This window comes from Prevotella communis, assembly GCF_022024175.1.
Lineage (GTDB): Bacteria > Bacteroidota > Bacteroidia > Bacteroidales > Bacteroidaceae > Prevotella > Prevotella communis.
In genome coordinates this window covers 2,676,949-2,691,782 of the sequence record NZ_CP091794.1, presented here as the reverse complement: position 1 = coordinate 2,691,782, position 14,834 = coordinate 2,676,949, and the positions used below count along the sequence as shown (strand labels likewise).

Genomic DNA, 14,834 nt, shown 5'->3' with positions numbered 1-14,834 from the left:
ATACAGTTTTTGCGAAATGTATAAATATTTTCCTCATACAGAGGATGACCTGAGAGACATGTTGGCCAAGGCGAATGCCGATTCCCTTGACGCTCTCTATGCTCAGATACCTGAGGGTATCCGTTTCAAGGGTGACTACCAGTTGCCGTCGGAGATGAGTGAGCTGGAGGTACGCCAACTGTTTGAGAAGTTGGGCTCGCAGAACTACCAGCTTACTTGCTTTGCTGGCTATGGCGTTTACGACCATTACATGCCATCGGTAATACCGAGTCTGCTTCAGCGCTCAGAGTTCCTGACATCATATACCCCGTATCAGGCAGAGATATCTCAGGGCACCCTGCACTATATCTTTGAGTATCAGAGCATGATGGCCGAACTGACAGGTATGGACATCAGCAATGCGTCGATGTACGACGGTACTACTGCATGTGCCGAGGCCATGATGATGGCTGTAGCAGCCGGTAAGAAGCAGAACAAGGTGCTGGTATCGGACACATTGAATCCTGATACCCGCAAGGTGCTTGATACCTATGCGCTGCATCAGGGCATCGAACTGGAAACGATAGCCGAGAAGGATGGTGTGACTGATATTGATGACCTGAAGTCGCGTCTTGCCCAGGGGGGCGTTGCTGGTGTGATTGTTCAGCAGCCCAATGCTGTGGGTATAGTTGAAGACTACACAGGCTTTGCTGAGGCTTGTCATGAGCAGAAGGCACTATTCATCATGGATAGTGTGGCTGCTGATTTGGCCGTGCTGAAGACTCCTGGCGAGTGGGGTGCTGATATCGCAGTGGGCGACGGTCAGTCGCTTGGTATCCCCATGCAGTGGGGTGGCCCATACGTGGGTTATATGTGCTGCACAGAGAAGCTGATTCGCAAAATGCCAGGTCGTATTGTTGGTATGACTAGGGACAGCCGCGACCAGCGTGCTTTCGTGCTCACCCTTCAGGCTCGTGAACAGCATATCCGCCGTCAGAAGGCTACCTCAAATATCTGTTCTAACCAGAGCCTGATGGCACTCTTTGTAACCATCTACATGTCGTTGATGGGAAAGCAGGGACTGAAGGAGGCTGCAGAACTGTCGTATGCCGGCGCTCACTATCTCTGCGACAAGCTCTTGGCTACAGGACGTTTCTCTCTTGTTTATGACAAACCATTCTTTAATGAGTTCCTGGTGCGTTATGATGGCGATATGGACAAACTGTTCTCAACCTGTGTGATGAATAGAATATTCCCAGGTATTCGTATGACGGATGGTAGTTTGCTGATAGCCGTAACCGAAAAGCGGACAAAGGAGGAGATTGACTACTTCCTGGATTTGATTGGTATCGCAGACGGATTGAACTAACTAAATAGGCAAGAGATTATGAACAATAAGCTATATGGTAATTTAATCTTTGAACTCTCTAAGGAGGGACGCAAGGGCTATAGTCTGCCAAAGAATAATTTTGGCAGTTACGAGATACCGTCTGCGATGAGACGTACAGAAGATGCTGTCCTGCCCGAGTGCGACGAGCTTACTGTGGTGCGCCATTATACTAATCTGTCGAACAACAACTTTGGTGTAGATACAGGCTTCTATCCATTGGGATCGTGTACGATGAAGTACAATCCCAAAATCAATGAAGAGGTAGCTGCTATGCCACAATTCCAGAACCTGCATCCCAAGCAGCCTGCAGCAACCGTAAAGGGTGCTCAGGCATTAGTATCGCTACTTGAGAAATCGCTATGCGAACTTACCGGTCTGGCTCATTTTACCTTTAAGCCCTATGCTGGTGCTCATGGTGAGTTGACTGGTCTGATGACGATTGACAACTACCATCGCAGTCGTGGCGATATGGCGCGCAAGAAGGTGGTAGTGCCTGATAGTGCCCATGGCACCAATCCTGCCTCGGCAGCAGTGTGCGGACTGGAAATTATTGAGGTGAAATCATTGGCTAATGGTCAGGTTGACTTCGAAGACCTGCAGCGTATCGTGGCTGAGCAAGGTCAGGAGATTGCTGCTATGATGATGACCAATCCTAATACACTCGGCCTGTTCGAAACCCGTATCCCTGAGATTGCAAAACTGATACATGCCTGTGGGGGATTGATGTATTACGATGGTGCTAACCTGAATCCGATGCTGGGGGCTTGTCGTCCCGGCGATATGGGATTTGACGTGATGCATATCAACCTGCACAAGACATTCTCAACGCCTCATGGAGGTGGTGGTCCTGGCTCAGGTCCTGTGGGTGTTCGTGAGGGATTGCAGCAGTTTTTCCCGTTTGTCTCACCCTATCAGGGCAACTATGCGGTGATGATGCGTGCCTATGCATACATTCTGTCGCTAGGTCGCGAGCATGTCAAGGAGGTTGGCCCGTTGGCAGTGCTTAATGCCAACTATATCAAGGAGAGTCTGAAGGATGTCTACGAACTGCCTATCGACGGTTTGTGCTGTCATGAGTTTGTGTTCGACGGACTGAAGGATAAAAGTACGGGTGTGACTACGATGGATGTGGCTAAGCGTCTGCTTGACTACGGCTATCATGCACCTACGATTTATTTCCCCTTGCTCTTCCATGAGAGTCTGATGGTTGAGCCCACGGAGAACGAGTCGAAGGAAACGCTCGATGAGTTCATCGGTGTGATGCGAAAGATAGCAGAGGAGGCTAAGAATGATCCTGACCTGGTGAAATCGGCCCCCCACAACACACCTATCGGTCGTGTGGATGATGTCCTCGCCGCCAAGCATCCTGTTGTGACGTACCGTCAATTACAAAATGAGACAATGTAAAAATGAAAGAGTGCGATTTGATTATCATCGGCGCGGGCCCTGGTGGTTATCGTGCAGCAGAATATGCGGCGAAACAGGGCTTGAATGTGGTCATCTATGAAGGTGATGCTGTGGGTGGTACGTGCCTGAATGTGGGATGTATTCCTACGAAGGCCTATGTTCACAGTACAACCTTCACACAGGCTCGTGAGCGTATGCCGCAGGTGGTGAGCCAGTTGCGCAGTGGGGTGGAGACTATCCTCTCTCATCCTAATATCACGCTGGTTCGTGAAAAGGCTGTGTTCCCCTTGGATATCCAGGCGAAGAACGTGATTATTGCAACTGGCTCGGAGACAAAATGGCTACCGATAAAAGGTGCGGATACAGACCCTCGTGTGGTTGACTCTACGGGGCTGCTGAATCTGGATACTTTCCCCAAGCGTTTGGCGATTATCGGTGCTGGGGTTATCGGTATGGAGTTTGCATCGGTGTTCAATCGCTTTGGTACCGAGGTGACCGTGATTGAGTTCCTGAAGGAGTGTCTGCCTGCTCTTGACAGCGATATAGCCAAGCGTCTGCGTAAGTATTTAGAAAGGCAGGGTATTACCTTCAAGATGAAGACTGCCGTAGAGAATATCGCAGATATCGATGCTGATGTAGTCCTGATGGCTACGGGCAGGAAACCTCGTGTACAGGCCGACTTCGCCAATGCTGGCATTGAGTATGATGAGCGTACGGGCATCAAGGTGGATGAAAACTTTGAGACAACGAAGAAAGGCATCTATGCCATTGGTGACGTGAATGGTAAGCAGATGCTGGCCCATGCGGCAGAGATGCAGGCTGTGCATGCCGTGAACCATATTCTGGGTAAAGAGGATGCTATCCGCTTTGATATCATGCCGGCAGCAATCTTTACAACACCCGAGGCGGCCTGCGTAGGTCCAACAGAGGATATACTCAAGGAAAAAGGTCTTGCATACGAATGTCGCAAGGCCTTCTGGCGTGCCAATGGAAAGGCATTGACAATGAACGAGACGGAGGGTATGCTGAAACTCTTCTCAGAGCCCGGGTCCGGTCGTATCCTTGGCTGTCATGCCTATGGTGCCCACAGTGCTGATATCATTCAGGAAGTCAGTTCCCTGATGTGTCGCGATACCACGGTCGCACAGTTGCGCGACATGGTACACATTCATCCTACACTGGGTGAGATTCTCAGTGAAGCCTGCTCTCAGTAAACTTTACATTGACGAGCGTCAGACGTGCAGTCGGCTCGTCAATGTTTTTTGCTTCCTTATTGTAAACGATTGAGCAGTCCTTGATAGTGATATCATTGACGCAGTCAAGGCCTTCAATACCACTGGCCTTGATGCCGGTCTTACAACCTCGGCATACGACGTTGCTGATATGGATATCCTGAAAATGGGGTGCCCATTTCTTCTCTGCCTCCGTGAATACGGGAGCCTTACCGTCGTCGCCTGCGTAACGGTTCACGTAGTCACATTGGAAGATGATGGCCTCTGACGCAATGTCATTCATCATGACATCGCTGATGTATAGTGCTTCTGTCTTTCCGCCACGACCCAGTCCGCTTTTGAATCGAAGGCCTACGTCGGTACCACTGAACGTGTTGTGACGAACCACGATACGACGTATGCCTGCAGCTGTTTCGCTACCCAGGACAAATCCGCCATGGGCGTGGTTCACCGTGTTGTCTTGTATCACGATGTCCTCGCAACCGCTGATGGCATGACTTGATGACGGCTTGCTGCTTTTCATGCAGATACCGTCGTCACCCACGCTCACCGTAGAGTTGACAATCAGGGCCAGATGACAATCAGAGAGGTCTATGCCGTCACCATTCTGGACGTTCCATTCCGAACGTACGTTGACGCCGTCGATAATCACGTTCTCACAGTAACAGGGATGCAAGTGAAAACGAGGTGAGTTTTGGATGGTGACTCCCTCTATGAGCACATTCTTGCAGTCTGTCAGTCTTATCAGGTCATTGCGCATGCCTTCCTGCTTCATGGGACTGTCGGCAATGTCTGCATAGCCGTTCTTCATCTGCCAGGGATACCACAGATCGCCTTTCTCTGTAATCTGTCCTCCCATGTCCTTGTACATATTCCATTCTACGTCGCTCATCTTTCCTCGTTTCACCGGGCGCCATTGCTGTCCGTTGCCATCAAGCGTTCCTTTGCCCGTAATGGCTATATTGGTGCGCTTGGAGGCGCGGATACAGGGATTCACGCGACTCGCAGGTGATTTTTTGTCAACGTATAGTGATTTGTCTGGTGAGAATACTACCAGTGCATTCTTTTCCAGATGCAACTCAATGTTGTCCTTCAGTGCAATAGGACCGGTGAGCCATACGCCTTGTGGGATGATGAGGCGTCCGCCGCCCATCTTTGACAATTTGGAGATTCCTTTCTCGAAAGCCTCAGTACAGAGGGTGACACCGTCGCCCACGCCACCGACTTCTGTCAGGTTGACTTCATTGGCAGGGATGGTGATGCGCTCTACTGCCTTTACTGTTGTGGGCAGGTTCTTGTAATACTGTTCGTAGTGGTTAGCCTGGGCATATAGGACTATTGTAGACAACAATAATCCAAGAATCGTAGTGGTTAGTTTTTGTTTCATGTTTTGTTATAATTAGTAATGATGCCGCAAAAATACAAAAAAATCTGATAACTCATTAGGAATTATCAGATTTTAAAGTATTTGGAATTAAAAAGTGTGTACTTTTCTTATACCAGGTGGCTGATCAGGTCCTCACGGTCGCCAGGCAGCATGTCGATAACAGGAATCTCAATCATGGTGTAGCAACCGGGCTGCAGACGCATAGAGGCGCGGGCTACGTTAACCAATACCTGACCGGTGAGGGCGGGGTTGTTGATTGACATGTTGAATTCCAGACGCTGGTTCTGGGTCTTGCCAGATACACCTTTGCGTACGAGGTTGACACCATGGCCCATGTCGCGTACGTCGTCAACGCTCTCTACCTGGAATACGTGAGTCTCATCGCTGGCGAAATAGGGATCGGCCTTGATGGCTGCGGTTACCTCTTCCAACTTGGCACCATCCTCAAGTTCTACATATACCATGCGGCGGTGGATACCCTCGCCCAAGGGAATGGTCATTGACAGAGCATTCTTGACACCTGCCTTGGAACGGACGCATACAGAGTGTCCCATTGACATACCAGGACCGAAGTTTGTATAGCTCAATCCCTTGGGAGCCAGACTCTGCATCAGTGTGCGGACGATTGAGTCTGAACCTGGATCCCAACCAGCGGCAATCACGCTGACGGTATTGGTTTTCTTGTTCAGATCCATCAATGTACGGCGATAGTCACGAATCAGTCCGTGGATATCGAATGAGTCAACGGTATTGATACCCAATGGCAGAATCTGCTTGGCGTATTCCTCGCATGAGCGGGTAGGGGTAGCCAGGATAGCTACGTCAACGTCCTTCAGTTCCTTGATATCCTTTACAACCTCATACTGAGCCAGTTCGGCAGGCTTGTTCTCGGCACCCTGACGGCGTACGATACCTGCTACCTCGAAATCGGGTGCTGTTTCCAGCGCCTCGAGTGCATACTTTCCAATGTTGCCGTAACCAACGACGGCTGCTCTGATTTTCTTCATTTTTATAATGTAATTATTTGTCCCATTAATTGTTTGCGGCGGCAAAAGTAATGCTTTTTATCTTAAATGCATTACATTTTGACGGAAAAATTATCTTGAAACTGTCATTTTGTGATAATTCGCAAGTTTATGCCCTCGAAATACAATAATTTGTCAACTTTAATCGTTTTAGAGGATGTATATATAAAAAATTGAAAGTTATGATAGAATATATTAAAGGCGAACTGACCGACCTGACTCCTGCCATGGCTACCGTTGAGGCCGCAGGCGTGGGCTACGGACTGAATATCTCGCTTACTACCTATAGTGCCTGTCAGGGTAAGAAGGAAGTGAAGCTCTATGTCTATGAGGCCATACGCGAGGATGCCTATGTGCTTTATGGCTTCTATAATAAGAAGGAACGTGAGATGTTTGAACTGCTGATTACGGTGAGTGGCGTTGGTGCCAATACGGCCCGGATGATGCTCTCGGGCATGAGTGTCAGCGAACTCTGTTCTGCCATCTCCACGGGTAATGCCAAACTGATTCAGGGCATCAAGGGTATTGGTAAGATGACGGCCCAGCGTATCATCGTTGATTTGCGTGACAAGATTGTGGCCCTGGGTATTGCCGAGGAGATTCCTGCAGGCGGCAGTGTCTCTGCTCCCGTTAATAATGCCGTACGTGATGAGGCCGTTGCTGCTCTTACTATGCTGGGATTTGCCCCTGCTCCGACGCAAAAGGTCGTGGTGCAGATACTGCAAGACCAGCCCGCATTACCTGTAGAACAGGTGGTGAAGTTGGCTTTGAAGCAGATAAAATAACTATTTATATGGTAAAAACGGGCGTAGATGCAATATCTGCGCCTGTTTTGCGTTATTTTAACGAACAAGATTCTATAGAATAGCGTTGAAACGACTAGTATATATGTTGTCGTTGCTGATTCTGGGCATTGTGGCTTTTGCCGCTATTCCGCAGCAAGACGATGACGATAAGGATAAAAAGAACGCGCCAAAGGTACAGCCGAAAGCACAGCCAAAGGCCCTGACGGTCGAGGATGAGAGCATCCCCGACTCATTAGTGCATTCGCGCTGGAAGATACAGAAGACGGCTCCTGTACTTACGGCAGACCTGGATTCCAGTGCCCTTGACCTGCGTATGCCTGAGAATGTGAAGCAGCAGGTGGAATATAATGACTCCCTGAATCTTTATGTGATAGGTTCCAAGATGGGTGACTCCTATCTGAATGCACCTATTGTGATGACACCTGAGGAGTATATGCGCTGGAGCGAACGAAAGGCCCGTCAGCAGTTCTTCCGTGTGAAGGATGCAGAGAATGCGAAGTCTCAGGGAAAGGATAAGTTCGACTTCTCTGATATGCATTTCGATTTAGGACCTGCAGAGAAGATTTTCGGTCCTGGTGGCGTGCGTGTGAAGACGCAGGGTACGGCCGAACTGAAGATTGGTGCCACGCTGAAGGATATTGACAACCCCTCGTTGCCTATCCGTAACAGGAAAACTACATCATTCGACTTTGATGAGAAGGTGAATCTGAGTGTCAACGGAAAGGTGGGTGACAAGGTGAATATGAACCTGAACTACAACACCGATGCTACCTTTGACTTTGATACGAAGAACCTGAAACTGAAATACGACGGCAAGGAAGACGAGATTATCAAACTGGTTGAGGCTGGTAATGTCAGCTTCCCCTCCAATAACTCGCTGGTACATGGCGCGTCGGCCCTCTTCGGTGTACGTACCGACTTGCAGTTTGGTAAGTTGAAACTGCAGACGGTCATCTCACAGAAAAAATCAACATCGAAGAGTGTTTCCAGCAAAGGTGGCACACAGACCACTCCGTTCGAGATTGATGTGGCTGATTATGAAGAGAACCGCCACTTCTTCCTCTCTCATTTCTTCCGCCTGATTTACGATAAGGCGATGTCTACCTTGCCCAACCTCACCACAGGTGTGAAGATCAACCGTGTGGAGGTGTGGATTACGAATAAGTCGGGTACCACGTCCAACTCCCGTAATATCGTGGCCTTTGGCGAACTGGGTGAGAATACCTATCTGACGAATCCGGTATGGAATACCACGGGCATGCCAGTTCCCAGCAACCAGGCCAATGATATCTATTCTTCGCTGGTGCAGCGGATAGACTCTGCATCACGTACCATCGATCAGGTCACCGTGCGCTTGGAGTCGATGAGTGGCATAACGGGTGGCGTGGACTATGAAAAACTGTCGAGTGCCCGCCTGTTGAGTTCCAGTGAATATACGGTGAACACAGCCCTTGGCTATATCTCGTTGAAGTCGGGCCTCCAGACCGACCAGGTGCTGGCTGTGGCTTATGAGTATACCTATGGTGGTCAGACCTATCAGGTGGGTGAGTTCTCTACGGATATGACGCAGACCGACAAGTGCCTGTTTGTGAAGGCTTTGAAGAATACATCGAATACCCCCTCACAGCCCAACTGGCGCCTGATGATGAAAAACGTGTATTATCTGGCATCGACAGTCGAGAAAGAGAAGTTCCGCTTGGACATCAAATACCAGAGTGACACCACAGGTACCTATCTGTCGTACCTCCCAGAAGAGTCGTTAAAGAGCACCACGTTGCTGAAAGTAATGGGACTGGACCGTTTGGATGCTAATATGAAACCACATGCCAATGGCCAGTTCGACTTTGTTCAGGGCTATACCATTAATAATGGTCGTGTGTTCTTGCCTGCAGCAGAGCCCTTTGGTGAGTATCTGCGTAACTACCTGAGTCAGAAAGGTGTGGCAAATCTGGCAGATACCTATTGCTTCGACCAGCTTTATGACTCTACGAAGACCGTAGCCAAACAGAATGCCGAGAAGGACAAGTTCATCATGACGGGTCAGTATAAGGGTACTGCCGCCAATGTCATCTCGCTGGGTGCCTATAACGTGCCCCAGGGTTCTGTGAAGGTTGTTGCCGGTGGCGTGGAGCTGCAGGAGGGTTCCGACTATAGTGTGGACTATTCCCTGGGTGAGGTTACCATCCTGAACCAGAGTATCATCGACGCAGGCACCAATGTCAGCGTATCGCTGGAGGATAATACCAGCTATGGCATGCAGCGAAAGACCATGCTGGGACTGAACTGGCAATACGACTTCACGAAGAATTTCTCACTTGGCGGTACACTGATGCACCTCAATGAACAGGCGCTGACCACGAAGGTGACCATGGGTGACGAACCTCTGAACAACACCATCTGGGGCTTGAATATCAACTGGAAACAGGAGTCGCAATGGTTGACGAATATGTTGAACCGTCTGCCTCTGATTCATGTGACCCAACCTTCCCAGATTACTTTTACGGGTGAGTTTGCCCAACTCATTGCCGGCAATGCCAGTGGTACGCAGGATAATGCCTCGTATATTGATGACTTTGAGAATACCAAGGACCTGCGTGATGTGAGCGACCCCAAGGAGTGGGTACTTTCAAGTGTGCCTACGATGTTTGCCAACCACAATGACAAGACAACGGTGAGCAGTGGCTACGGCCGTGCCTTGCTCGCGTGGTATACCGTAGATCCCATCTTTACCCGCCGCTCATCCAGTCTGACACCTGCGCATATCAAGAACGACCTGGACCAGTTGTCCAACCACTATGTGCGTGAGGTCTATGTGAAGGAACTCTATCCTAACCGTGACCAGAGTACCTATAACGGTGCCGTGTCTACATTGCCCGTCCTGAACCTGGCTTATTACCCGCAGGAACGTGGTCCTTACAACCTGACGCTTGACTACAATAGCGACGGTACGCTCCGTAATCCAGCCCAGCGCTGGGGTGGTATGATGCGTAAGCTGGAGACTACCGACTTCGAACAGTCTAATATAGAATATGTAGAGTTCTGGCTGCTCGATCCCTTCATCTATACCCGTCAGGAAGGTACTGCCAGCAAACATAGTGGTGAGTTGTATATCAACCTTGGTGAGGTGGGCGAGGATGTGCTGCGTGATGGCAAGAAGTTCTACGAGAGTGGTATGCCGGTTGATGGCACCTCATCGTTTGAGACAACCCAGTGGGGTAAGATTCCCGTGCAGGCTACGCAGACCTACGCCTTCGCTACCACCAGCGGCTCCCGCCAGAAGCAGGATGTGGGTCTCAATGGTTTGACAGATGAAGAAGAACGAACCTATGGCGCATATGCTGACTGGTTGAATAATGTCGGTAATGTGGTACATAATGATTCCTTGCTTCAGGCTTGGCGACAAGACCCTGCCGGCGACAACTATCATTATTACCGTGGTTCCGACTTTGATGCTGCGAAGACCAGTATCATGGATCGCTATAAGCGTATCAATAATCCTCAGGGAAACTCTCCTGCCAGTGATAACCAGACAGAGGGTTACGATACCTCTTACAAGACGGGACCCGATGTAGAGGATATCAATCAGGATTATACTCTCAACGAGTACGAGCGCTATTATCAGTATCGTATTCCTATCAGTGATGATGAACTGCAGGCCTACAACCGTGGGGCTAATCCCGAGGGCTCTCATATCGTAGACCACCGTGACTACAAGGCCAAGCTGCGTAATGGCGACTCTATTACCGTACGTTGGTACCAGTACCGTGTGCCCCTGACGGAATACGACTCAAAGATTGGCTCCATCAACGACTTCACCAGCATCCGCTTCATGCGTATGTTCCTCACTGGCTTTGAGGAACCTATCGTGTTGCGTTTCGGTTCTCTGGACCTCGTACGTGGTGAATGGCGACGCTATAAGCAGAACCTGCAGACATCAGCAGGTGCCGAGACGGGTCTGTTGGAGATGAGTGCTGTCAACGTGGAGGAGAATACGGACCGTCAGCCTGTGGCCTATGTGCTGCCTCCGGGCATTACCCGTGTCACTGACCCCGGTCAGCCCCAGCTTACAGAGAATAATGAGCAGGCGCTCTGTCTCACCGTGAAGAACCTGTCGCAGGGCGAGTCGAAGGCTGTGTATAAGAATACCAATCTGAACCTGCGCCAGTATAAGCGCCTGCAGATGTTTGTCCATGCCAACCACCTGGTGCCCAACAGCACGCAGCTGGAGGACAACCAGTTGGCAGTGTTCATCCGTCTGGGTTCCGACTATAAGAACAACTATTACGAATACCTCATTCCCCTGAAGCTCACCCCGCAGGGCCATTACCGCTGGAATGTGCCCAGTGACCGTGCCAAGGTATGGCCGGAGGAAAATATGCTCGATATCGATATGAGCATCTTCACCGCGCTGAAGAAAAACCGTAATAAGGCAAAGGCCGCAGGACTGGCCAGCTATACGCAGGTCTATTCAGAGTATGATCCCGCTAAGCCTAATAATAAGGTGAGCGTGGTGGGTAACCCCTCATTGGCCGAGGTGAAGACCATGATTATCGGTGTGCGCAACCTTAGCTCCGGCATGAAGTCGGGTGAGGTATGGGTTAACGAGATGCGTCTGCGTGAGACCAATAACGAAGGTGGCTGGGCTGCCTCTGGTGCGCTCAATGTACAATTGTCCGATTTAGGTAGTGTGAACATGACAGGCCGTTATGTTACTGATGGCTTCGGTGGTCTTGAAGAGACAATCTTGCAGCGTTCTACCGATACGCAGAAATCATACACTGTTACGGCCAATGTTGATCTCGGCAAACTATTTCCTGAAAAAGCCAAGGTCTCTGCACCACTTTATTACTCTTATTCTAAGGAGATTATCAGTCCGAAGTATAATCCGCTGGATTCTGATATGGAACTTGATGATGCCCTGGAGTCGGCTGGCAGTCAGCGTGAGCGCGATTCTATTGAGTCTATTGCCGTAACCAAGCATATCAACCGCAATTTCTCCTTGAGTAATGTGCGTGTGGATATCAAGAACAAGCGTCATCCGTTGCCTATCGACCCTGCCAACTTCTCATTCTCTTATTCACACTCTCACCGTAACACCACGGGCGAGACTACTGTTTATGAGAATGAAGACCAGTGGCGTGGCTCTATCAACTATTCTTATACGCCTGTATTCAAGACATGGGAGCCGTTTAAGAATTCCAAGAGTAAGTCCAAGTGGATGAATTTCCCCAAGGCACTTGGCTTCAACTATCTGCCCCAGAATATCTCGTTCAATTCCGAGATGGTGCGTATGTATAGTGAGTTGCAGGAGCGCGACCTCGAGAATACCGAGAATCCTAACCTGCCCCTGACGTTCAGTCAGCAGTTCCTGTGGAACCGTGACTTCTCGCTGCGCTGGGACTTCACCAAGAATCTGCACATGACTTTCCAGAGTGCTACCCATGCCGAGATTGAGGAACCCTATACACCGGTGAATCAAGATCTTTATCCGGATCGCTATTCGGCTTGGAAAGATTCTGTATGGACCAGTATCAAGAACTGGGGTGTGCCCCTCGACTATCAGCAGTCGTTCTCCTTGTCATACCAGTTGCCTATCGATAAACTGCCTATCTTTGATTGGGTGAAGGCTGATGCCTCGTTTAAGTCCAGCTATTCATGGTTGCGTGGTACTGATATGGAGGATGGTACCTCTCTTGGTAATACCATTTCTAATAACCGTAATCTGAATATCAACGGGTCGCTCAATATGGAGACGCTCTATAACCATATCCCCTTCCTGAAGAAGACCAACGAGCGCTTCAAGAAACAGCCTGCCAAACCTGCAGGAAAGTCCAAGACGGTGAAGAAGGCTGATACAAAGGTAAAGGGCGGTGATACGAAGGATGGTGCCAAGGAACAGACCAAGGACGAGAAAGCCCTTCCAAAGAACAAGAACACCTTCCAGAAGGAGATCACGCTGATACCCGACAGTCAGATTGTGGTACAGCATGGCAAGAAGTCCAAGCGCCTGATGGTGTCTGCCCGCAATAAGGATGGCCGTAAGGTCGACGTGAAGTGGAAGACCGTTGATGAGAATAAGATTAAGGTATGGGGACCTGACTCGCTGCAGATAAAGATCTCTGTCACTCCCAAGGAACCCCTTGAGAAGGAATGGTGGTATAACTCGGCCCAGCATGCCGCCCATATCCTGACGATGATCCGTACGGTGAATCTCAGTTACCGTCATCAGTATTCTATGACGCTGCCGGGCTTTATCCCCAACGTAGGCGATGCCTTCGGACAACGTACTGGTAGTGTGATGGCTCCTGGTCTTGGTTTCGCTTTCGGTCTTACTGGCGACGAGTATATTGAGACGGCCCGTAACAACGGATGGTTGCTTTGCAGTGACGATGTGGCTACTCCTGCCAATACCTCGGCAACAGAGGATCTGCAGTTGCGTGCCACCCTGGAACCTGTGCGCGACCTGAAGATAGACCTCTCGGCCACCCGTACTGCTACCAAGTCGCGCAGCGTGCAGTTCATGTATGAGGGTTCACCCACCACCTATAGTGGCAGTTTCACCATGACCACGATCTCCTTGCGCAGTGCACTCGAGGGTATGGGCGATGCCAACAATGGCTATAACAGTCCGTCGTTTAACGAGTTCTGCGGCAAGGTAAATGCCTTCCGTGATCGTGTACAGGCACAGTATGAGGGCTCTTCTGTTCAGGATGCCAACCCTGTGAATGCCTATGGTGCCGACGTGCTGATACCTGCCTTCCTCGATACCTATACCATGGGTGCTGGTGGCTCGCTCGACATCTTCCCCGTACTCACGCGCCTGTTGCCCAACTGGTCCATCCGTTATGGCGGACTGGCTAAGTTGCCCTGGATACGCGATCATTTCAAGAGCGTCAACCTGAACCACTCGTATAAGAGTGTCTATTCCGTAGGTTCCTATGCCTCATACAGTTCTTGGATGGAGTATATGGGCGACCTCGGTTATGTAAAGGCTGCCGATGGCTCTTTGACGCCCTCTTCACGCTATAATATCTCTACGGTGAGCATCAACGAGGCCTTCTCACCGCTGTTGGGCGTTGATATGACGTTCAACAACAACCTGACGTGTAAGGTGGAATATCGTACTACCCGTGTGCTCAACCTCTCTATGACCAGCGTGCAGATCAACGAGTCGCAGTCTAAGGACTGGGTGATTGGCATGGGCTATAAGATCAGCAACTTCAACCTCTTTGGCAGTGGCTCAGGCAGCAGTCGCAAGGCATCGGGTGGCAAGGGCAGGAATGATGATAACAAGAACAACAGTTCCAAGACGCAGACCACGAGCAAGAAGGGTATCAACCACGATCTGAACACCCGTCTTGATGTCTCTTTCCGTCGTCAGGCTGCCATCACCCGTGATATCGCCTCAGGCGTATCATCTGCCAGCAGTGGTAACAGTGCCTTGAAGATTTCGCTTCAGGCCGACTATACCTTGTCGCGCATGCTGACACTCACGGCTTATTATGACCGTCAGACCAACACGCCTCTGCTCTCAAGCAGCAGTTATCCTACCACGACGCAGGACTTTGGCGTCTCCCTGAAATTCTCATTGACACGATGAATCCTGAG

7 protein-coding genes are annotated in these 14,834 nt (G+C 50.0%); 5 read left to right on the top strand and 2 right to left on the bottom strand.

Going from position 1 to position 14,834, the window contains the following annotated elements; genetic code table 11:
* Window positions 1–16: 16 nt before the first annotated feature.
* The 3 genes from gcvPA to L6466_RS10915 are packed head-to-tail and all read left to right on the top strand — an operon-like array spanning window position 17 to window position 3,990.
* Window positions 17–1,348: an aminomethyl-transferring glycine dehydrogenase subunit GcvPA gene (gene gcvPA / locus L6466_RS10925; RefSeq protein ID WP_237795139.1), complete on the top strand. Its 1,332-nt coding sequence runs from the start codon at window positions 17–19 to the stop codon at window positions 1,346–1,348.
* 18 nt (window positions 1,349–1,366) lie between these two features.
* Complete coding sequence (gene gcvPB / locus L6466_RS10920) at window positions 1,367–2,776, top strand: aminomethyl-transferring glycine dehydrogenase subunit GcvPB (RefSeq protein WP_091815079.1); 1,410 nt, start codon at window positions 1,367–1,369, stop codon at window positions 2,774–2,776.
* A 2-nt stretch (window positions 2,777–2,778) separates the two neighbouring features.
* Window positions 2,779–3,990 carry a dihydrolipoyl dehydrogenase family protein gene (locus tag L6466_RS10915; RefSeq protein ID WP_237812950.1) on the top strand — a complete coding sequence of 404 codons (1,212 nt, stop codon included), beginning with the start codon at window positions 2,779–2,781 and terminating at the stop codon, window positions 3,988–3,990.
* Here L6466_RS10915 and L6466_RS10910 read toward each other — a convergent pair.
* Both L6466_RS10910 and L6466_RS10905 read right to left on the bottom strand, forming a co-directional pair.
* Window positions 3,968–5,395 carry a glycoside hydrolase family 28 protein gene (locus tag L6466_RS10910; protein WP_237812948.1) on the bottom strand — a complete coding sequence of 476 codons (1,428 nt, stop codon included), beginning with the start codon at window positions 5,393–5,395 and terminating at the stop codon, window positions 3,968–3,970. The genes L6466_RS10915 and L6466_RS10910 overlap by 23 nt on opposite strands.
* 107 nt (window positions 5,396–5,502) lie before the next feature.
* Window positions 5,503–6,402, bottom strand: coding sequence for a diaminopimelate dehydrogenase (locus L6466_RS10905; protein WP_091815070.1), 900 nt, complete (start codon window positions 6,400–6,402; stop codon window positions 5,503–5,505).
* 200 nt (window positions 6,403–6,602) lie between these two features.
* On the opposite strand from L6466_RS10905, the gene ruvA reads away from it, so the two are divergent.
* Together ruvA and sov are read left to right on the top strand one after the other, a co-directional pair.
* Window positions 6,603–7,205: a Holliday junction branch migration protein RuvA gene (gene ruvA, locus L6466_RS10900; protein WP_091815066.1), complete on the top strand. Its 603-nt coding sequence runs from the start codon at window positions 6,603–6,605 to the stop codon at window positions 7,203–7,205.
* Between the two features lie 103 nt (window positions 7,206–7,308).
* The gene (gene sov, locus L6466_RS10895; protein ID WP_237813110.1) at window positions 7,309–14,826 is read left to right on the top strand and encodes a T9SS outer membrane translocon Sov/SprA; all 7,518 of its coding nucleotides are present in this window, start codon (window positions 7,309–7,311) and stop codon (window positions 14,824–14,826) included.
* The last annotated feature ends 8 nt before the right edge of the window (window positions 14,827–14,834 follow it).